Origin of the sequence: Leucobacter sp. USHLN153 (genome assembly GCF_037145615.1) — a bacterium.
Lineage (GTDB): Bacteria > Actinomycetota > Actinomycetes > Actinomycetales > Microbacteriaceae > Leucobacter.
Window position 1 is genome coordinate 93168 of the sequence record NZ_JBBCXE010000005.1, and the last position, 20189, is coordinate 113356.

Here is a 20189-nt window from a genome sequence, read left to right on the forward strand (position 1 = left end):
GCGGTCGGCCGAAAGCGCTCGGCCGGCGCGGCCCGCGTGCGGCAATGGGCCCCGGCACCTACGTGGACATGACCCGGCGAACACCCCGCTTTGCCCCCGCACGCGGGCGCGACTACCGTTATGGGGTGACCGAGCAGCAGCCCCTCCCGTACAAGAGCTTCGATCCGACGACGTTCCGCGAAAAGCCTGTCTCGTTCGTGCGACGCAGCGGGCGCATGACCCCCTCGCAGGAGCGTGCCTGGGCCGACCACCACGCGAAGTACGTGCTCGACATTCCGCACGGGCCCGCCGCGACCAGCGTCGCCGACGGCGCGCACAGCGACCCCTCGGAGATCTTCGGTCGCAGCGCGCCGCTCGTCGTGGAGGTGGGGTCGGGTCAGGGCCACGCGATCCTGCACGCCTCCGAAACCCGCCCCGACACGAATTTCCTCGCGATCGAGGTGTTCCGCGCCGGCCTCGCGCGTACCATGATTCGCGCGGAGATCGCCGGCACCGAGAACCTGCGCCTCGCCGAGGTGAACGCGCCCGAGCTGCTCGAGAAGTACCTGCCCGTAGGGTCTGTCGACGAGATCTGGGTGTTCTTCCCGGACCCGTGGAAGAAGGCGCGTCACCACAAGCGCCGCCTCGTGAGCGAGGATTTCGCTCGCATCGCCGCCCGCGCGCTCAGGCCCGGAGGGGTGCTGCGACTCGCGACCGACTGGGAGGACTACGCGGAGCAGATGCGCGAGGTGCTCGACGCGGCACCCGGCTTCGCTCGCGATTTCTCGGGGGAATGGGCGGATCGCTTCGACGGTCGCATCCTCACCGCCTTTGAGCAGAAGGGCATCGACAAGGGTCGCCACATCCGCGACCTCACCTACCGCGCGGCGTGACGCGGGGCGGGCCTCGGCTGGTGGGCGCTCTCGCTGCTGACCGGTGGGCGCGCGCCCATCAGACAGTGGAAGGCCCCATGTGCGGGTCGAATCTCGGCGTGTCGCTCCGAATGGGTGGTGATCCACTGTCTGACGGGCGGGGCGGGGCGGCTGAGCGCCCTGGATCAGCACGCCCAGCGAGGAGTAGCGTGGCGGCATGGGTGCAGAACGGGTGACGGAGTGGGCGCGCGACCTCGGGCTGCGCGTGCCGGTCGTCTGCGCGCCAATGGGAGGCGCGGCGGGCGGCGAGCTCGCGACGGCGGTCTCGCGCGCGGGCGGCCTCGGCATGATCGGCATGGGAAGCGCCGCCTCGGTCCCCGCGCTGGAGCGCGAGCTCGCGGCGCTCGGCGAGGACATCGGGGGCGTTGACGGGCACCCCTTCGGCATCGGGCTGGTCGCGTGGGGTATCGAGCGGGATCGCGTGCTGTTCGAGCGCGCACTCGCGGCAGGTCCCGCCCTCGTCTCGGTGAGTTTCGGCGACTGGGTGGGTGCCGAGCGGGCGCCCGAGTGGATCGCCGCGGTGCACGACGTCGGCGCCGTCGCGGTGACGCAGGCGGCGACCGCGGAGGAAGCGGAACGCGCGGCCGAAGCCGGGGTCGATGTGATTGTCGCGCGCGGCCGCGAGGGCGGCGGGCACGGCGATCACCAGGAGCCGCGCGACGAGCTGTTGCAGGCGGTGCTCGCCGTCGTCGACGTGCCGGTGCTCGCCGCCGGGGGGATCGTGACAGCGACCGACCTCGAGCGGGTGCTCGACGCGGGGGCGGCGGGAGCCTGGGTCGGCACCGCGTTCGCGGCCTGCGCCGAGGCGCTCACGCCACCAGCCGCGCGGGAAGTGATGTTCGCCAGCGATGCCGGCGACACCCTCGTGACGCGGGTCTTCGACGTCGCGCTCGAGCTGCCGTGGCCGAGCCGGTTCCCGGAGCGGCTGATCCGCACCCCGTTCATCGACCGTTGGCACGGCCGCGCGAATGAGTTGGCGCGGGATGCTGCTGCGCGCGCCGAGTTTCGCGCGGCCGTGGAGGCCGGCGATTACACGGTGGTGCCGGTCGATGCGGGCGAGGGGGTGGGGCGGATCGAGCGCCTGCGCACGGCCGCTGAGGTCATCGAGGCGCTGACCGCGCCGACTCCCTCCGCGAGCTAGCCGCCCGCGCATGGCTGCTTGCTGCTTTAGCGCCCACCCATCAGACAGTGGAAAGCTCCACGTACGGATCGATTCTCGGCGTGTTGCCCCGTATTTGTGGTGATCCACTGTCTGATGGGCTCTGTGACCAGCCGCCCGCGCGCCCTACGCCTTGCCGCTCGGCGCGCCGGACAGGAAGCCCCTGAGCAGCGCCGTCGACCCCTCGATGTGCTCGTTCATCGCCTCGGCCGCGGAGTCCGGTCGACCCGCGAGAATCGCGGTCACGATCGCCTCGTGCTGCGCATTCGAGTGGGACAGGTTGGGCGTGAGCATCGGGATGGCGTCGAGGAGCGCGTTCACGCGCGTCCGCAGGTTCGCGACGAGCGGCACGAGGCTCGGCGATCCTGAGAGCTCCGCGATGAGCACGTGCAGGCGGGAATCGAGCCGGCGGTGATCCGCCTGTGCGCAGCCCGAGCACTCCTCGAGCGCCCGCATGAGTCGCGCGCGCTCGTCGGCAGGCAGGTCGCGCCCCGCCGCCTCACGTGCCGCTCCCACCTCCAGCACGCGGCGCAGGCGGGTCACATCCTCGACCTCCTCGCTGCCGAACTCTCGGGAGGTGGCGCCGGGCGGGAGCTCCTGGGGCAACGAGTCCACGACGAACGTTCCGCCGTACCGCCCGCGCCGCGAGACCACGAAGCTCGCGTCGACGAGCGTCGCGAGTGCCTCGCGCACGGTATCGCGGCTCACCTTGAGCATCGACGCGAGGTCGCGCTCGGGAGGGAGCTGCTCGCCCGGGCCGATGAGCCCGAGGCGAATGGACTGCAGCAGCCGCTGCATCGTCTCCTCGTACGCGTTCGTCGGTCGCACCGCGCGCACGAGGAGTTCGATGCCGTCACCCGGCCCGGTCACTGCTTGACTCCCTAGAGCGGCGTCGTGTACGCGCTCGTGAGTCCGCCGTCGACGAGGAACGTCGATGCGGTGATGAAGGAGGCGTCGTCGCTCGCGAGGAAGGCGACGGACGCGGCGAGCTCCTCGGGGCGCGCGAAGCGACCGACCGGCACGTGCACGAGGCGGCGAGCCGCGCGCTCGGGGTCCTTCGCGAACAGCTCCTGCAGCAGCGGGGTGTTCACCGGTCCGGGGCAGAGCGCGTTGACCCGGATGCCCTGACGCGCGAACTGCACGCCGAGCTCACGGGTCATCGCGAGCACGCCGCCCTTCGACGCCGTGTACGAGATCTGCGAGGTGGCGGAGCCCATGACCGCGACGAACGACGCGGTGTTGATGATGGATCCGGATCCCTGAGCCGTCATATGGCGCAGCGCCGCACGGGAGCACAGGTAGACGCTCTTCAGGTTCACGTCCTGCACCTTCTCCCAGGCCGGGAGCTCGGTGATCTCGATCGAGTCGTCGTCGTCGGGGGAGATGCCCGCGTTGTTGAAGGCGATGTCGACGGAGCCGTACTCGCGGGCGGCCGTGTCGAACAGGTTGTTCACCTGCGCCTCGTCGGTCACGTTGACCTGCACGAACAGCCCGTCCACCGAAGCGGCAGCCGCCTCGCCGGCCTCGGGATTCATATCGCCGATCACGATCCTCGCACCCTCCGCGCGCATGCGCTTCGCGGTCGCGAGTCCGATGCCGCTGGCGCCGCCGGTGATGACGGCGACCTTGCCGGCGAGGCGCTGGGTGAGATCGATGGGGGTGATGTCGCTCATGAGGGGATCCTTCGGGTGTGGTGCGGGCGGAGGTGTAAAGCGGGGAGGGAGTCGCGGGTCATTCGCTCGCGAAGAACACGTTCTTCGTCTCGGTGAAGTGCTCGGTCGCGTCGGGGCCGAGCTCGCGCCCGAGGCCCGACTGCTTGAACCCGCCGAACGGTGTCGAGTAGCGCACGGAGGAGTGCGAGTTCACCGAGAGATTGCCGCCCTCGACGCCGCGGGCAACGCGAATGCCCCGGGCGAGATCGTTCGTCCAGATCGATCCGCTGAGCCCGTACTCGGAGTCGTTCGCGAGCTGCAGCGCGTCGGCCTCGTCCTCGAACGGCAACACCGACACGACGGGCCCGAAAACCTCCTCGGTCGCGATGCGAGAACCGCGCTCGGGCGTCACGACGGTCGGTGCGAACCACGAGCCGGGCCCGTCGGGGCAGCTGCCGCGGAACGCAACGGGGACGTCGTCGGTGAGGAAGCCCGCGACGCTCTCGCGGTGGGCCTCGGTGACGAGCGGGCCGACCTCGGTCGATTCGAGCGTGGGATCGCCGACCTTGACCCCCTGCACCGCTGCCTCGAAGTGCTCCATGAAGCGGTCGTAGACGCTCCGCTGCACGAGGAGGCGGCTGCGCGCGCAGCAGTCCTGCCCCGCGTTGTCGAAGACGGAGTAGGGGGCGGTCGCCGCGGCACGCTCGATGTCGGCGTCAGCGAAGATGATGTTCGCGCTCTTGCCCCCGAGTTCGAGCGTGACACGTTTCACCTGCTCGGCGCACCCGGCCATGATCCGCTTTCCGACCGACGTCGACCCGGTGAACACGACCTTGCGCACTGCCTCGTGCGTGACGAAGCGCTCGCCCACGACCGAGCCGCGCCCGGCGAGCACCTGGAACAGGCCCTCGGGGAGCCCTGCTTCGAGCGCGAGTTCGCCGAGGCGCATGCTCGTGAGCGGCGTCCACTCAGCGGGCTTCAGTATGACCGCGTTACCGGCCGCGAGCGCCGGTGCGAAGCCCCAGGAGGCGATGGTCATCGGGAAGTTCCACGGGGTGATGACGCCGACGACGCCGAGCGGCTCGTGGAACGTCACGTTCATGCCGCCCGCGACGGGAATCTGCTGGCCGATGAGGCGCTCGGGGCCCGCGGAGTAGTACTCGAGCACGTCGCGCACGTGCCCCGCCTCCCAGCGGGACTGCGTGCTGGGGTGCCCGGAGTTCGTGGTTTCGAGCTGCGCGAGGTGCTCGACGTCGCCGTCCACGGCGTCGGCGAAGCGGCGGAGCGCGCGGGCCCGGTCGGCGGGCGCCACGCCGGCCCACTCGCGCTGCGCGCGGAGGGCCGCCTCAATGGCGCGATCGGTCTGCTCGAGGCCCGCGTGCGCGACCTCGGTGACCGCTTCGCCGGTCGCGGGGTTGATGACGGTGTAGCTCATGAGTGCTCCTTGCCGAGACGATAGGTAGTGGCGGCGTCGACGAGCCCCTGGAAGAGGCGGCGGTCCTCGCGGTTCTCCTCCGGGTGCCACTGCACCGCAACGCCGAAGGGGAGCGCATCGAGCTCGATCGACTGGATGATGCCGTCTGCCGTGCGGCTCGTGACCGTCACGCCCGGGGCCACGCGGTCGATGGCCTGGTGATGGTAGAGGTGGGCGCGCGCGCTGCGCTCGTCGCCGAGCACCTGGGCGATCCGCGATCCCTCGTCGACCTCGACGTCGATCTCGTTGAACACGCCCTGGCCCGCTTGATAGCGGTCGTCGCCCACGAGGTCGGGGAGATGCTGGATCAGGCTGCCGCCCAGTTCCACGTTGACGACCTGCGCGCCCCGGCAGATACCGAGCAGTGGCAACTCGGCCTCGATGGCCGCGTCGAGCAGTGCGGCCTCGAATGCGTCGCGGTCGGTGCGGGGCGCACCGGTGCGCTCGTGGGGAACCTCGCGATAGCGGGCAGGATCGACGTCGGCGCCGCCCGAAAGGATCAGCCCGTCGAGCCGCGCCACGATCGCGCGCGCGATGTTGGGCGTGACCGGCTGCGGGGGGAGCACGAGCGCGATGCCGCCGACTTCGGTCACGGCGTCGAGGTACACCTGGGGCAGGAACGACGCGCGGACGTCCCACACGCCCGTCTGCGCCTGCTCGAGGTAACTGGTGATTCCGATGATGGGAGCGACGGCAGTGCCGGAAGCCGCGGTGCCGGAAGCCGCGGCACCGGCACCGGCCGCAACCGAGCCCGCGCCCGGAAGACCCGGCTCAGAGACGTTCGAAACCACGCACCCGCTCCCAGTCCGTGACGGCGGCGTCGTACGCCGCGACCTCGATGCGTGCCGCGTGCACGTAGTGCTCCACGACGTCGTCGCCGAACACCTCGCGCGCGAGCGCCGACTGCTCGAACAGATCCGCGGCCTCGCGCAGCGTCGTGGGCACCCGCTCCACATCGCTCGCGTAGGCATTGCCCGAGAGCGGATCGCCGAGCTCGAGCTGCTGCTCGATGCCCCAGAGGCCCGAGGCGAGCATCCCGGCGACCGCGAGGTACTGGTTCACGTCGCCGCCCGGCACGCGATTCTCGACGCGCATCGCGTGGCCGCGCCCGACGACGCGAAGCGCGCAGGTGCGATTATCGTGGCCCCAGGCCACCGCCGTCGGGGCGAAGCTGCCGTCGGCGTAGCGCTTGTAAGAGTTGATGTTCGGCGCGTACAGCAGCGTGAACTCCCGCATCGCCGCGAGCTGCCCGGCAATGAAGTGGCGGAACATGCTCGACATTCCGTCGGACGCGGACGAGTCGGCGAACACGGGATCGCCCGCCTCATTGCGCAGGCTCGCGTGCACGTGGCAGCTGTTGCCCTCCCGCTCATTGAATTTCGCCATGAACGTGATGCTCTTACCGTGCGCGTCAGCGATCTCCTTCGAGCCGCTCTTGTAGATCGAGTGGTTGTCGCATGTCGGGATGGCGTGGGTGTACCGGAACGCGATCTCCTGCTGGCCGAGGTTGCACTCACCCTTCACGCCCTCGCAGTACATGCCCGCGGCATCCATCGAGTTGCGGATGTCGCGTAGCAGCGGCTCGAGTCGCGTCGACGCCTGGAGCGCGTAGTCGGTGTTGTAGTCGGTCGCGGGGGTGAGGTCGCGGTAGCCGTTCTTCCATGCCGAGCGGTAGTCGTCGTCGAAAACCAGGAACTCGAGCTCGGTGCCGATGAAGGGCTCGAGGCCGTGCTCGGCGAGGCGATCGACCTGGCGCTGCAGCACGGCTCGGGGCGACACCGGGATCGGCGTGTGGTCGCCCGCCGTGGTGAGGTCGGCGATGACGAGGGCGGATCCGGGAATCCAGGGGACCCGTCGTAGCGTCGACAGGTCGGGCATCATCGCCATGTCGCCGTAGCCGCTCTCCCAGCTCGTGAGCTTGTAGCCGTCGACCGTGTTCAGCTCGACGTCGACCGCGAGCAGGTAGTTGCAGCACTCCGCGCCGTGCTCCATCGCGTCCTCGAGGAAGAGACGCGCCGAGACGCGCTTGCCCACGAGTCGTCCCTGCATGTCGGTGAACGCGACGATGACGGTGTCGATCTCGCCCGACGCGACCGCCTCGCGCAGCTCGTCCGGGGTGAGATTTCCGCTCGCGGGGGTCATGTGCTCTCCTTGCTCGTCGTCGAGTCGCAGGTGCGTGGCCGTGAACGAAGCGAACGCGGCCGAGGTGAAAAGGTCGGTGCGAAGACCATTACATCACAGCCCCTCGGCTCCTCCGCAAGCCTCCGCCCGATAAAGGTGGTGCCAAACGACCAATGCGCGGCTATAGTCGCAGTGATCGTATCCATCACAACGAAGTGAAAGAGGTCGATATGGCCAAGGACACCCTGAAGGTCTCGGGCGCCACCTACACGACAGCCGAAGACGGCTACTTCGAGAAGCGGCGCCTCAAGCGCTCCGCGGGAGTCTGGGGATTGTGGGGGCTCGCCGTCGGCGCCGTCATCTCCGGCAACTTCTCGGGATGGAACTTCGGCATCGAGGCTGCCGGATTCGGCGGCATGCTGATCGCCTTCGCGATCCTCGTCGTCATGTACTACGGCCTCGTCTTCTCCATCGGTGAGATGGCCGCGGCCATGCCGCACACGGGCGGTGCCTACTCCTTCGGCCGCGCGGCGATGGGGCCGTGGGGCGGCTTCGTCACCGGTCTCGCCGAGACCATCGAGTACGTCGCGACCACGGCGGTGATCGTCTACTTCTCCGCGGGCTACGCCAACGGCGTGACCGAGGGTCTCATGGGATTCACCCTCCCCACGTGGCTCTGGTGGATCATCCTCTACGCCGCATTCGTCGGCCTCAATACGGCGGGCGCCGCAATCTCGCTGAAGTTCGCGATCATCGTCTCCATCATCTCGATCGGCGTGCTCGTGCTCTTCGCGATCATGGCCTTCGCGAGCGGTTCGATCGAGTGGGGCAGCCTCTTCGAGATCGAGGCGGATCCGGGCCAGAGCGCGTTCCTCCCGCACGGCGTGCTGCCGATCCTCTTCGCCATGCCGTTCGCGATGTGGCTCTTCCTCGGCATCGAGGAGCTTCCACTCGCCGCCGAGGAGTCGCACGATCCCGTGCGCGACATCCCGCGCGCCGGTCTCTGGGCTCGCGGCACGCTCATCGCGACGGGCCTCCTCGTGCTCATTCTGAACACGGGCGTGCTGGGCGCTGAGGCGACGGGCGTCGCGGGCGAGCCGTTGCTCGACGGCTTCCGCGCGATCCTCGGTGACGACCTCGCGTGGGTGGCCGGCCTGCTCGCGCTCTTCGCCCTGTTCGGCCTGCTCGCCTCGCTGCAGGGCATCATGTTCGCGTACGGGCGCAATATGTACTCGCTCTCGCGTGCGGGCTACTACCCGAAGTGGCTCTCGCTGACGGGCAAGCGCCAGACTCCGTGGGTGGCGCTCCTCGCCGGTGCGCTCATCGGCTTCGCGGCGCTCGTGATCGTCGAGCTGACGGGCGGCGACAGCGGCGTCGGGGGCGCGATCGTGCTGAACATCGCGGTGTGGGGCGCGGTGCTCGCGTACTTCATGCAGATGCTCTCGTTCGTGATCCTGCGTCGCAAGTACCCGAATGCCAAGCGCCCGTACCTCAGCCCGTGGGGCGTGTTCGGCGCAGTGGCAGCCGCGATCATCTCCGCGCTCATCTTCCTCGGGTTCCTGCTTAACGAAACCTTCCGCCCCGCGATCGTCGCAATCGTCGTCGTGTACATCGTCGGCCTGATCATCTTCGGTCTGTACACGCGGCACCGCCTGATCCTCTCGCCGGAGGAGGAGTACGCGGTGTCGGGCGGCCTCCACGGTGACCCGCAAGCGGAGGGGTACGGCGGAGCGGTGGAAGAGGAGCTGCTGGCGACCGACGGGCGCGACGCGGATCGCTGAGCGCCGGGCTGGGGCACGCTGAGTGTCCCGGCCCGCCTGCCTCCCCGCTCCTCGCGGCCCATGCGCATGGGCCCGTGCGCGCCCAAGCGCACGGCCCGCGCGCCCATCAGACAGTGGAAAGCCACACGGGCGGATCGATTCTCGGCGTGTCGCTCCGTTTGTGTGGCGATCCACTGTCTGACGGGCGCGGGTGCGGTCGCCGGACCAGCTGCAGCCGCGCGCCCCGACGCCCCTATTCGCGCTCTCGCCGCGATGCTAGACTCGGCCGAACCAAGTGAATATCGGCCATCAAGCTGTGGCGGGAGAGTTCGGTCGCCGGCAACGGCACCGGCGCCGTAGGAGCAAATCCTCCCCGGGAATCTCTCAGGCCTCCGTACCGTCACAGCGAGGCAACTCTGGAAAGCAGCGTGCATTCGCCCGCTCACCGACGGTGCAAGGACGCCCGCAGCGATAGCGGAACGTTCGAATCTCTCAGGTCACGGTACAGAGCGGGGAGGATCCCTGTATTTCTGGCGCCCCGCGTCACTACCACCGGAGATCCTCGTGAGCATCACACCCGCCGTACGCACCTTCACCGACCGGCACATCGGCGTCACCTCCGAGCGCGACGTCCGCGCGATGCTCGATGCCGTCGGGCACGAGTCGCTCGACGCACTCGTCGATGCGGCGGTGCCCGCGTCGATCCGCAAATCGGAGCCCCTCGACCTGCCCGCCGCCCGCAGCGAGGAGCAGATCCTCGCCGACCTCCGCGCGCTCGCGGCGAAGAACGAGCTGAAGACCCAGATGATCGGACAGGGCTTCTTCGACACGCATACCCCGCCCGTGATCCGCCGAAACGTGCTCGAGAATCCGGCCTGGTACACGGCGTACACGCCCTACCAGCCCGAGATATCGCAGGGTCGGCTCGAGGCACTCCTCAATTTTCAGACGATGGTGGCAGATCTCACCGGCCTCGACATCGCCAACGCCTCGATGCTGGATGAGTCCTCTGCGGCCGCCGAGGCGGTGCTCCTCATGCGCCGCGCGGGCCGCGCGCCCGCGACCGCCCGCGCCGTGATCGACCGGAACATCTACCCGCAGACGATCGCCGTGATCCGCGGCCGCGCCGAGGCGCTCGACTTCGAGGTCGAGGTGGCGGACCTGTCGCAGGGGCTGCCGGAGGGCGAGATCTTCGGCCTCGTGCTGCAGCAGCCGGGCGACGACGGCGCGGTGGTCGACCACTCAGAGGTGATCGCGGCGGCGAAAGATCGCGGAGCCATGGTCACGGTTATCGCCGACCTGCTCTCGCTCACCGTGATCGTGCCGCCGGGAGAGCAGGGCGCCGACGTCGCGGTGGGCAACACGCAGCGCTTTGGCGTGCCCCTCTTCTTCGGCGGGCCGCACGCCGCCTACCTCGCGACGCGGGCCGGGCTCGAGCGCTCGCTCCCGGGCCGCCTCGTCGGCGTCTCCCGCGACTCCGCCGGCCGCACCGCTTACCGGCTGGCCCTGCAGACCCGCGAGCAGCACATCCGCCGCGAGAAGGCCACGAGCAACATCTGCACCGCGCAGGCGCTCCTTGCGATCACGGCTTCGATGTATGCGGTCTACCACGGCGCGGACGGGCTCACTGCCATCGCCGAGCGCGCCCACGCCCATGCGTGCGCGATCGCCCAGTCGCTCGAGGCGGCAGGGATCCCGCTCGCGAGCCGCTCGTTCTTCGACACCGTGCGCGCGAGCGTGCCGGGCCGAGCCGACGAGATCGTCGCGCGTGCGGCCGAGGCGGGCGTGAACCTGCGCCGCGTCGACGCCGACACCGTGAGCGTCTCGACCGACGAGACGACGTCCGCGGAGCACCTCGCTGCGGTCGTGGGCGCGTTCGGAGTGGAGCTCGCGGGCGCTCCGGAGGCCACCGGGTCTCCAGAGGCGTCGGGGGCGGCGGATCGCGGCTTCCCGAGCGAACTCGCGCGCACCAGCGCATTCCTCACGCACCCGAACTTCACCTCGATCCGCTCCGAAACGCAGATGCTCCGCTACCTGCGGCGCCTCGCCGATCGCGACCTCGCGCTCGATCGCACGATGATCCCGCTCGGCTCCTGCACGATGAAGCTCAACTCGACGGCCGAGATGGAGTCGATCTCGTGGCCGGAGTTCGCCGGGATCCACCCGTACGCGCCCGAGTCGCAGACGCGGGGGTGGCGGGAGCTCATCGCCGACCTCGAGCGCAGGCTCGTCGAGATCACGGGGTACGCGGGCGTCTCGCTGCAGCCGAACTCGGGCGCGCAGGGAGAGTACGCGGGGCTGCTCGCGATCCGCGGCTACCACCGCTCGCGGGGTGACGAGCAGCGGACGGTGTGCCTGATCCCGGCGTCCGCGCACGGAACGAACGCCGCATCGGCGGTGCTCGCCGGCATGCGCGTGGTCGTGGTCAAGAACACCGAGTCGGGCCACATCGACCTGAGCGATCTGGCCGCGAAGATCGAGGCGAACCGCGACGAGCTCGCCGCGATCATGCTCACGTACCCCTCGACCTACGGCGTCTACGACACTGACGTGCGCGAGGTCTGCGAGCAGGTGCACGCGGTGGGCGGGCAGGTGTACATCGACGGCGCGAACATGAACGCCCTCGTCGGGCTCGCGCAGCCGGGCCGCTTCGGCGGGGACGTGTCGCACCTCAACCTGCACAAGACGTTCGCGATTCCGCACGGCGGCGGCGGCCCCGGCGTCGGCCCGATCGGCGTCGCCGAGCACCTGCTGCCGTTCGTGCCGAACGACCCGACGGGCACGTACTCCGTGAGCGACGGCGTGCCGGTCGTCGCAACCCTCTTCGGCTCCGCGGGCGTGCTGCCGATCTCGTACGCGTACATCGCGATGATGGGCGGCGAGGGGCTCACGCAGGCGACGAAGACCGCGCTCCTCGGTGCGAATTACATCGCGGCTCGCCTCACCGAGCACTTCCCGGTGCTCTTCACGGGAGAGACCGGGCTCGTCGCGCACGAGTGCATTCTCGACCTCCGCGAGCTCACCGCGAAGTCGGGCGTCAGCGCCGAGGACGTGGCGAAGCGGCTCATCGACTTCGGCTTCCACGCTCCGACGCTCGCGTTCCCCGTCGCGGGCACGCTCATGGTCGAGCCGACTGAGTCGGAGGACATCCACGAGATCGATCGCTTCATCGAGGCCATGATCACGATCCGGGGTGAGATCGAGGCCATGATCGTCGGCGAGATCGCGGTCGAGGATTCGCCCATCCGCAACGCCCCGCATACCGCCGCGAGCGTGGTGACGAGCGAGTGGGATCGCGCGTACACGCGAGAGCAGGCCGCGTACCCGGTCGACGCGTTGCGCACGGACAAGTACTTCCCGCCGGTGGGGCGGATCGACGGCGCCTACGGCGACCGTAATCTCGTCTGCGCCTGCCCGGCGCCCGAGGCGTTCGAGAACTGAGGAGACGAGCATGAACGAGATGGCATCGCGCTCTGGTGAGACTGGCACTGGCGCGACTGGCTCTGCGTCCACTGACACCGCCGGGATCGACATCGCCACCGATGGCCCGCGGCGCACCGCTTTGCACGAGGAGCACTCCGCGCTCGGCGCGCACTTCACCGACTTCGGCGGCTGGGACATGCCGCTGCGGTACGGCTCCGAGCTCGCCGAGCACCGCGCCGTGCGGCAGGCCGCGGGACTCTTCGATCTCTCGCACATGGGAGAGATTCGGGTGACAGGCCCCGATGCCGCCGTGTTCTTGAACACCGCGCTCGTCGGCAATCTCGGTGCGGTCGCGATCGGTCGCGCGAAGTACTCGCTGATCTGCGCGGAGGACGGCGGGATCATCGACGACCTCATCAGCTATCGACTCGGTGACGACGAATACCTCGTGGTGCCGAACGCGGGCAACGCGCTGACGGTCGCCGCGGCCCTCGCTGAGCGCGCCGCAGGCTTCGACGTGCGCGTCGCTGACGAGTCCGGCGAGACGAGCCTCATCGCGGTGCAGGGGCCGCACGCCGTGGCGATCCTGCACGAAATTGTCGCCTCGGATCAGCGCGACGCCGTGAGCGAGCTGAAGTACTACGCGGCGACGCCGGTCGAGGTCGCGAGCGTCAGCGTGCTACTCGCGCGCACCGGGTACACCGGAGAAGATGGCTTCGAGCTGTACCTGCCGAACGCGGAGGCGCCCGCGCTCTGGCGTGCGCTGCTCGATGCCGGCGCCGCGCACGGCCTCGTGCCCGCGGGGCTCGCCGCGCGCGACTCACTGCGCCTCGAGGCGGGCATGCCGCTCTACGGCAACGAACTGAGCCGCGAGGTCACGCCGTTCGATGTCGGGCTCGGGCCCGTCGTATCGTTCAAGAAGCCGGAGCAGTTCGTGGGTCGGGCCGCCCTTGAGGCGCGCCGCGAGCAAAACGGCGAGTTCGTGCTGGTCGGTCTCGCGGGAACGGGCCGCCGCGCCGCGCGCTCGGGGTACGCCGTGCTGGCTGGTGGCGAGACCGTCGGCCGCGTCACGAGCGGGCAGCCGAGCCCGACGCTCGGGCACCCGATCGCGCTCGCGTACGTGCAGCCGCAGCACGCAGCCGTCGGCACCGCGGTCGAGGTCGATCTGCGCGGGAAGGCCGAACCATTCACGGTCGTCGAGCTGCCGTTCTATCGACGCGACGCCTGATCCGCCCCTCTGCCCGTACCCGCTTCGTCACCCATTTCCATTCATCTGCACACGCATCACAGTAAGGACACCCGCATCATGAGCAACGTCAAGGCCGGACTTCGATACTCCTCCGAGCACGAGTGGATCTCGGGCGACGACCCCTCCGTCGTCGGTATCAGCGAAGTCGCTGCCGACGCCCTCGGTGAGATCGTGTACGTCGATCTGCCCGAGGTGGGCGCCACGATCGCGATCGGCGCGGTCGTGGGTGAGGTCGAGTCGACCAAGTCAGTCTCGGAGCTCTTCTCGCCCGTCGCCGGAGAGGTCGTCGAGGTCAACAGCGCGGTCGTCGACGACCCGGCGCTGCTGAACTCGGACCCCTACGGCGCCGCCTGGCTCTTCAAGGTCGCGGTCTCGGAGGAGGGGCCGCTGCTCGACGCCGAGCAGTACGCCGCCGACAACGGCGCGGAGATTTCGGCCGCGTAACCACGCGGGCGCCGCGCATGTCCGTCAGCATCTTCGACCTTTTCTCGGTCGGCATTGGTCCCTCCAGTTCGCACACGGTGGGGCCGATGCGAGCGGCGCGAGCATTCGCGTCGAAGATCGCGGAGCGGCCCGATGGGGTGACGCGTGTCGCCGAGCTGAGCGTCGACCTCTACGGCTCGCTCGCCGCGACCGGGCAGGGTCACGGCACGTTCCCCGCGGTGCTGCTCGGTCTCGAGGGCTTCGACCCCGAGACCGTGCTGCCCGACGCAATCGAGGCCGCCCGCGCGCGGCAGGAGGCGAGCGGGGAACTGCGGCTCGGTGCGGAGCTGGGCGGGGGCGAAAGGCTCGGCGCGGATGCTGACGACGGCGCCGCGATCCTGCCCTTCACCGTCCGCGACATCGTGCTGCACCCGCTCACGCTGCTCGAGCGCCACACGAACGGCATGCGCTTCGCCGCGCGCGACGCCGCGGGGGAGACGATCGCGTACGAAACCTATTTCTCGATCGGCGGCGGCTTCATCGTTCGCGAGGGCGATGAGGCAGGCGCTGGCGAGGAGGCGGCAGCGGAGGCAGGCCCGCCGTACCCCTTCACCACCGCGGCGGAGCTGCTCGCCCACGCGAACGCGGCGGGACTGAGCATCGCCGAGGTGATGCTCGCGAACGAGCGCGCGGCCCGCGACGAGGGTGAGGTGCTCGCCGGGCTCACCCACATCTGGGAGGTCATGGAGGCGTGCAAGAACTCCGCGCTCGCGCGGACCGGGGTGCTTCCGGGTGGGCTCGACGTGCGACGACGGGCGCCCGAGTGGCATCGGCAGCTCACCGAGCGGGATCCTGACCGCGATCCCGTGTACTGGCAGGAGTGGATCAACCTCGTCGCGCTCGCGGTGAACGAGGAGAACGCGTCGGGTGGGCGAGTGGTGACGGCGCCGACCAACGGGGCGGCCGGCATCATCCCCGCGGTGCTCTTCTACGCCACGCACTACGCGCCGGGCGCGCGGGAGTGGTCGGAGGAGCAGCGGCAGCGCGTCGTCGCGGAGTTCCTGCTCGCAGCGGGGGCCGTCGGCGTGCTCTACAAGTCGCAGGCGTCGATCTCGGGTGCCGAAGTCGGGTGCCAGGGCGAGGTCGGCTCGGCGTCGTCGATGGCGGCCGCGGGTCTCGCGCAGACGCTTGGCGGAACGCCCGAGCAGGTGGAGAACGCTGCGGAGATCGCGATGGAGCACAACCTCGGACTTACGTGCGACCCGATCGGCGGGCTCGTGCAGATCCCGTGCATCGAGCGCAACGCGATCGCCGCGTCGAAGGCGGTGAACGCGGCGAAGATGGCGCTCATGGGCGACGGGCAGCACCGGGTGAGCCTCGACGAGGTGATCGTCACGATGCGCGAGACGGGCAAGGACATGAGCGACAAGTACAAGGAGACCGCACTCGGCGGGCTGGCCGTGAACGTGCCCTACTGCTGAGCCGCCGCGATCCGCCGCGCCCTGCGTGATTGCGGCTCGAGCTTCGGGCCGCGCCGCCACGAATGTCCCCGGCGCGCTCTACGATGTTGGCATGACCGGAACCTCGACGACCGAGCCCCGCTCGCTCGCGCAGCGCCTCGACGCGCTCCCCTTCACCCGCAAGCACGGCAAGATCCTCGGCGGGTCCGGCATCGGCTGGGCGCTCGACGCGATGGATGTCGGGCTCATCTCCTTCATCATCGCCGCGCTGACGCAGCAGTGGGGGATCGACAAGGCCGAGAGCGGGCTCATCGCGTCGGTCGGCTTCGCGGGCATGGCGATCGGCGCGAGCCTCGGCGGCCTGCTCGCCGACCGCTTCGGGCGCCGTCATGTCTTCGCGATCACGCTGCTCATCTACGGCGTCGCAACCGGGGCGAGCGCGCTCGTCGGGGGCATCGCGGTGCTGCTCGTGCTGCGCTTCTTCGTCGGACTCGGTCTCGGAGCCGAGCTGCCGGTCGCGTCGACGTACGTGAGCGAGTTCGCGCCCGCGCGCATCCGCGGCCGACTCATCGTGATTCTCGAGGCGTTCTGGGCAGTCGGGTGGACCGCGTCGGCGCTCATCGGCTATTTCGTCGTGCCGGCATCAGAGAACGGGTGGCGGTGGGCCTTCGCGATCGGCGCGGTGCCAGCGATTTACGCGTTCGTGGTGCGGTGGGCGCTGCCCGAGTCGCCGCGCTGGCTCGCCGGTCGCGGGCGCACGGCGGAGGCGGACAGCATCGTCGCGTCGTTCGAGGCGGGAGCGGCGTCTCGCCCGGCGTCGGGCGGGGCAGCGCCGAGTGCGGCTGCGTCGACGGAACGGGTGTCAGCCGCAGAAGCCGCACCTGCCGCGCCCATCGCGCCCTCGAGCGGCAAGCGCCTCGCGGCGCTCTGGTCGTCGGAGTTCCGCGGCCGCACGCTCTCGATCTGGCTCGTCTGGTTCTGCGTCAACTTCGCCTACTACGGCGCCTTCATCTGGATCCCGAGCATTCTGGTCGACGCAGGCTTCAGCCTGGTGCGCTCCTTCGGCTTCACGCTTATCATCACGCTCGCGCAGCTGCCCGGGTACGCCGTCGCGGCCTGGCTCATCGAGGTGTGGGGTCGGCGTCTCACGCTGTCGGTGTTCCTCGTGGGCTCGGCGGCCTCCGCGATCGTGTTCGGCACCGTGCACGCCGAGTCCGCGATCATCGCGTCGGGCATGGCGCTCTCGTTCTTCAACCTGGGCGCGTGGGGCGCGCTCTACGCGGTGACTCCCGAGATCTATCCGACCTCGCTCCGCGGAACGGGAGCGGGCTGGGCCGCGGGGGTCGGGCGCATCGCGTCGATCGTCGCGCCCATGCTCGTGCCGGTGATGCTCACCGCGGGCGGCCCCGGCCTCACCTTCACGGTCTTCGCAGTGTTCTTCGTGATCGCCGCGGGCGCCACCTGGGGCCTCGTAGATCGCAGCGGGCGCGCGCTCGACGATCGCTGAGCGCAGCGCCGCGCCGGGCCGGGCCCGCGGCGCCCCGCGCTGGTGCGCAGCGCCCGGCGCCTCGCGCGCCCGCGCCGGAGGCCTCGCGGGCCCGGCGCCTCGCGCTCCGGCGCGCCATCATCGATGGGACGCGTACGGCCGGTTCGTGGAGCGCGAACCGGCCGTTTGCGTCGCATGGGGGACCGTCGGCGCTTCCGCAGGCGTGACGCTTGCCAATTAGTAGTGCCCGGGCGGGTCGCTGCCCGGGAAGGACTCCTCGCCCCACTCGTCCGCGAGCGCATCGTCGTGGTCGTGCGCGGCGCGCTCCGCGTTAGGTCCGCTTGTCGACCCATCGCCCAGCACGGCGGCGACTCCCGTCACCGCGGCGGAACCGGTTGCGGCGGCGGCCCCCGCGGCCGGCTTCGCCGGGGCGCCCGCGTCGGGGAGGGGGTCGGGGCCGGACGGCGCGGCCGTCGCCGGATCCTCGTCGCTGCCGAACGTATCCGGATTCTGTCGGAACGCCCGCGCTCGTGCGTACTCGTGGGCGGCGTCGAGCACCGAGGCTTGTGCCAGCGCACGATCGCTGAGCGACGAAAAGACGTCCGCGTCGAGCCCCAGCTCATCCGCGTGCTCGCCGAGCGTCTGCCAGAGGCCGAGCTTGCCGATCACCGCGCTTCGCAGCAGCTCGAGTTCGAGCAGGAGCGAGAGCGGGGAGCGCGAGAACACGCGGCCGTTGAGCTTCAGCCGCCCGACGTGCTCGCCGACCCAGGCAGCCGCTTGGCGGTACGGGCGGCGCCTCACCTCGAGATCGTCGATGAGGTGCGCGAGGAACGCGCGCTCCAGCCGCAGCTCCTCCGCCAGCTCGGAGAGCCCGGCGTAGACCGGCGTATCGATGTACGAGGCCGACATGCGTTCCATGCGCTCGGCACCGGCCGTCGCTCCCGTCAGGTGGTCCGAGAGATACAGGCCGAAGATCTCCCAGTCGAACTCGTTCTCCGAGTTCTCGCTGGTCTTTTCGTGGCTCGGGGAGTCTCCCGCGTCACTCCCGGCGGTCGGTGACTCGGCCGCTGATCCGCCCGCCGCATTCGTCTCACCGGCGTTGGCGGCGGATCCCGTGGGCGCGTGCGACCCACCGTCGGCCGGGGCGCCCGCAGTGCCGCTGCCAGGCTCCGCCCCGCTCGGCTCGCTGCCGTTCCCCTCGCCGCCGTTCCCCTCGCCACCGTTCACGCGCCCATCGAGCGACGACAGGCGCGCCTCGTCTATGTCGCGAGCGCGCAGCGGAATCGAGTCGGCTCCGCGGCCGTCGATCATGCCCTGGATCAGCTCGCGCAGGGCGTCCGCGGCGGTGCGCGTGGGCTGCCAGCCGAGCTCCTGTTTCGCGCGCGAGTTGTCCATGTGCGCGGCGCCGAGCCCGAGGTCGAACCAGCCCGCGTCGACCGAGATCAGCCCCGAGCGGTACGCCGCGGTGACGAAACCGCGCACGATCGGCGTCGGCAGCTCGAAGTACCGGCCGTGATCGATGATGTCGGCGAGCTGCTGGGGTCCGAGTACGTCGTCGGCGCAGATGTTGAACGCGCCGGGGGCGCGCCGCACGATCGCCCGGGTGTACGCATCCGCGAGGTCCTCGGCGTGCACCGCTTGCACCCCGCGCCACCCCTTGGGGAGCGGCAGGGCCGGCGGGCGCGCGTGCTTCAGTGCCTGCACGGGAACGGCCCCGCTCAAGAAGTACCGCTGGATCGACGAGGCCGCATCGCCCTGGAACACGAGCGCGGGCCGCAGCCGCGTCACCGCGATCTCGGGGTGTTCCACTTCGAACGCGTCGAGCACCTCCTCCTGCGCGACCTTGTCGACGCTGTACTGCGAGGTCTCGATTCCGCCGCGTTCCCAGTGCTCGTCGCGGAGCGCGGTGGACGGGTCGGCCGCGTACACGCCGACCGACGACGCGACGACCACCTGCGTCACCCCGGCGGCGGCAGCGGCGCGGAGTACCCGCCGCGTGCCCTCGACGTTCACGCGACGGAGCAGCTCGCGCTCCGGCAGCGGCTGGATCAGCCAGGCGAGATGCACGACCGCGTCGACGCCCTGGAAGAGTTCGGTGAGCCGCTCGACCACCGCGCTTTCCGGGGATGCCGCCGCCACGTCCACCGACGCCCACTCCGCCGATGCGTAGGGTTCGGCCGTTGCGTCCGGCATGCGCCGGGCGATCCCGAGAATGGAGGTCACCTCCGGGGCCTGCGCCAGCGCCCGGAGCAGCGCCGTTCCCGCGTTGCCGGTGGCGCCGACCACCGCCACTCTCAACCCCTGCGACGCGGCGGCGCCCTCGTGTGCGTTCTGCGGATCGGGCATCGGGATCCTCCTCGGTCGCTCGTGTGCACAGATGTGCGGTGTGTCTTCTACGGTCGCCGAAATGCGCGCGAAACCCCAGGGGGTTGCGCTGCGGGGTGCGGGCCGTCAACCCCCCTGCGCCGCCGGGATCGCGTCCGTAGTCTCGGCGCAACGGTGGGAGTGCGCGCGTCGACCGTCGCACTCGAAACACGCGAGAAGGGAAGCATGCATGGTGGATTCAGTGCTCGGAGGGCGTGTGGATCGCCTCGCGGAGCAGATCGCAGAGCTTGCCGGGCGGTCCCGCCGCTCGGTGGCCGTGGCCGAGTCGCTCACGGGCGGTCAGCTCGGCGCTGCGCTGTCGGCGGCTCCCGATTCCGGCAGCTGGTTCCACGGGGGTGTGATCGCCTACCACCCGGAAGTGAAGTACACGCTGCTCGGCGCGCCCCGCGGTCCCGTCGTCACGCACGAGACCGCGACCGCGATGGCCGAGTCGACGCTCCGCCACCTGCTCGCGGACGTGGCGGTCGCCGTGACGGGCGTGGGCGGGCCCGAGCCCGACGAGGGCAAGCCAGCGGGCACGGTCGTGCTCGCGATCTCGGGCGGCGATGCGCCGACGCGCACGGAAGAGTTCGTGTTTGACGGCGAGCCGATCGACGTGATGCGCCAAACCGTCGAGGCCGCGCTCGAGGCGATCATCGATCGCCTCGGCTCCGCCCCCACCGAGGCCTGACGGCAGCACCCGAACA

Annotated in this window: 15 protein-coding genes and 1 riboswitch; of the genes, 9 read left to right on the forward strand and 6 right to left on the reverse strand. The window is 70.3% G+C overall.

All coding sequences use genetic code 11. The features are described from left to right. Positions 1-125: 125 nt before the first annotated feature. Positions 126-872 carry a tRNA (guanosine(46)-N7)-methyltransferase TrmB gene (gene trmB, locus WFH00_RS10315; RefSeq protein ID WP_336660751.1) on the forward strand — a complete coding sequence of 249 codons (747 nt, stop codon included), beginning with the start codon at positions 126-128 and terminating at the stop codon, positions 870-872. 196 nt (positions 873-1068) lie between these two features. Further along, positions 1069-2052 carry an NAD(P)H-dependent flavin oxidoreductase gene (locus tag WFH00_RS10320; protein WP_336660752.1) on the forward strand — a complete coding sequence of 328 codons (984 nt, stop codon included), beginning with the start codon at positions 1069-1071 and terminating at the stop codon, positions 2050-2052. A gap of 144 nt (positions 2053-2196) precedes the next feature. On the opposite strand, the gene WFH00_RS10325 is transcribed toward WFH00_RS10320, so the two are convergent. The 5 genes from WFH00_RS10325 to WFH00_RS10345 all read right to left on the reverse strand — a co-directional run bounded on the left by WFH00_RS10325 (position 2197) and on the right by WFH00_RS10345 (position 7338). After that, positions 2197-2940, reverse strand: a complete 744-nt coding sequence (locus WFH00_RS10325; protein ID WP_336660753.1) for a FadR/GntR family transcriptional regulator — start codon at positions 2938-2940, stop codon at positions 2197-2199. Positions 2941-2951: 11 nt separating this feature from the next. Next, positions 2952-3743 (reverse strand): 3-oxoacyl-ACP reductase, encoded by a 792-nt coding sequence (locus tag WFH00_RS10330; RefSeq protein WP_336660754.1) that lies wholly within the window; start codon positions 3741-3743, stop codon positions 2952-2954. A gap of 58 nt (positions 3744-3801) precedes the next feature. Further along, the gene (locus tag WFH00_RS10335) at positions 3802-5157 is read right to left on the reverse strand and encodes an aldehyde dehydrogenase family protein (RefSeq protein WP_336660755.1); all 1356 of its coding nucleotides are present in this window, start codon (positions 5155-5157) and stop codon (positions 3802-3804) included. After that, positions 5154-5879: a gamma-glutamyl-gamma-aminobutyrate hydrolase family protein gene (locus tag WFH00_RS10340; RefSeq protein WP_336660833.1), complete on the reverse strand. Its 726-nt coding sequence runs from the start codon at positions 5877-5879 to the stop codon at positions 5154-5156. Before WFH00_RS10340 ends, WFH00_RS10335 begins: the two co-directional genes overlap by 4 nt. Positions 5880-5967: 88 nt before the next feature. Further along, on the reverse strand, positions 5968-7338 hold the full coding sequence (locus WFH00_RS10345) for a glutamine synthetase family protein (RefSeq protein WP_336660756.1): 1371 nt from the start codon (positions 7336-7338) through the stop codon (positions 5968-5970). Between the two features lie 209 nt (positions 7339-7547). Between WFH00_RS10345 and WFH00_RS10350 the strand changes: the two genes are divergently transcribed. The 6 genes from WFH00_RS10350 (at position 7548) to WFH00_RS10375 (ending at position 17139) form a co-directional block, all read left to right on the forward strand. Next, positions 7548-9098, forward strand: coding sequence for an amino acid permease (locus WFH00_RS10350; RefSeq protein ID WP_336660757.1), 1551 nt, complete (start codon positions 7548-7550; stop codon positions 9096-9098). 289 nt (positions 9099-9387) lie between these two features. Beyond that, positions 9388-9487: riboswitch (glycine riboswitch) on the forward strand. Positions 9488-9641: 154 nt separating this feature from the next. Further along, positions 9642-12518, forward strand: coding sequence for an aminomethyl-transferring glycine dehydrogenase (gene gcvP, locus WFH00_RS10355; protein ID WP_336660758.1), 2877 nt, complete (start codon positions 9642-9644; stop codon positions 12516-12518). Between the two features lie 10 nt (positions 12519-12528). After that, positions 12529-13728 carry a glycine cleavage system aminomethyltransferase GcvT gene (gcvT, locus tag WFH00_RS10360; RefSeq protein WP_442918834.1) on the forward strand — a complete coding sequence of 400 codons (1200 nt, stop codon included), beginning with the start codon at positions 12529-12531 and terminating at the stop codon, positions 13726-13728. Between the two features lie 78 nt (positions 13729-13806). Then, positions 13807-14193 (forward strand): glycine cleavage system protein GcvH, encoded by a 387-nt coding sequence (gcvH, locus tag WFH00_RS10365; RefSeq protein WP_336660759.1) that lies wholly within the window; start codon positions 13807-13809, stop codon positions 14191-14193. 17 nt (positions 14194-14210) lie between these two features. Further along, the gene (locus WFH00_RS10370; RefSeq protein ID WP_336660760.1) at positions 14211-15653 is read left to right on the forward strand and encodes an L-serine ammonia-lyase; all 1443 of its coding nucleotides are present in this window, start codon (positions 14211-14213) and stop codon (positions 15651-15653) included. A gap of 91 nt (positions 15654-15744) precedes the next feature. Continuing rightward, on the forward strand, positions 15745-17139 hold the full coding sequence (locus WFH00_RS10375; protein WP_336660761.1) for an MFS transporter: 1395 nt from the start codon (positions 15745-15747) through the stop codon (positions 17137-17139). A gap of 216 nt (positions 17140-17355) precedes the next feature. On the opposite strand, the gene WFH00_RS10380 is transcribed toward WFH00_RS10375, so the two are convergent. Next, positions 17356-19464 carry an NAD-dependent epimerase/dehydratase family protein gene (locus WFH00_RS10380; protein WP_336660762.1) on the reverse strand — a complete coding sequence of 703 codons (2109 nt, stop codon included), beginning with the start codon at positions 19462-19464 and terminating at the stop codon, positions 17356-17358. 208 nt (positions 19465-19672) lie between these two features. Here WFH00_RS10380 and WFH00_RS10385 point away from each other — a divergent pair, with 208 nt between their 5' ends. Next, positions 19673-20173 carry a CinA family protein gene (locus tag WFH00_RS10385; RefSeq protein WP_336660763.1) on the forward strand — a complete coding sequence of 167 codons (501 nt, stop codon included), beginning with the start codon at positions 19673-19675 and terminating at the stop codon, positions 20171-20173. Positions 20174-20189 lie beyond the last annotated feature (16 nt).

Excerpts from the sequence above, each read along its gene's own strand:
- WFH00_RS10320 (WP_336660752.1), top strand. The coding sequence starts at position 1,069 with ATGGGTGCAGAACGGGTGACGGAGTGGGCGCGCGACCTCGGGCTGCGC.
- WFH00_RS10330 (WP_336660754.1), bottom strand. The coding sequence starts at position 3,743 with ATGAGCGACATCACCCCCATCGATCTCACCCAGCGCCTCGCCGGCAAG.
- WFH00_RS10335 (WP_336660755.1), bottom strand. The coding sequence starts at position 5,157 with ATGAGCTACACCGTCATCAACCCCGCGACCGGCGAAGCGGTCACCGAG.
- WFH00_RS10345 (WP_336660756.1), bottom strand. The coding sequence starts at position 7,338 with ATGACCCCCGCGAGCGGAAATCTCACCCCGGACGAGCTGCGCGAGGCG.
- WFH00_RS10350 (WP_336660757.1), top strand. The coding sequence starts at position 7,548 with ATGGCCAAGGACACCCTGAAGGTCTCGGGCGCCACCTACACGACAGCC.
- gcvT (WP_442918834.1), top strand. The coding sequence starts at position 12,529 with ATGAACGAGATGGCATCGCGCTCTGGTGAGACTGGCACTGGCGCGACT.
- gcvH (WP_336660759.1), top strand. The coding sequence starts at position 13,807 with ATGAGCAACGTCAAGGCCGGACTTCGATACTCCTCCGAGCACGAGTGG.
- WFH00_RS10370 (WP_336660760.1), top strand. The coding sequence starts at position 14,211 with ATGTCCGTCAGCATCTTCGACCTTTTCTCGGTCGGCATTGGTCCCTCC.
- WFH00_RS10375 (WP_336660761.1), top strand. The coding sequence starts at position 15,745 with ATGACCGGAACCTCGACGACCGAGCCCCGCTCGCTCGCGCAGCGCCTC.
- WFH00_RS10380 (WP_336660762.1), bottom strand. The coding sequence starts at position 19,464 with ATGCCCGATCCGCAGAACGCACACGAGGGCGCCGCCGCGTCGCAGGGG.
- WFH00_RS10385 (WP_336660763.1), top strand. The coding sequence starts at position 19,673 with ATGGTGGATTCAGTGCTCGGAGGGCGTGTGGATCGCCTCGCGGAGCAG.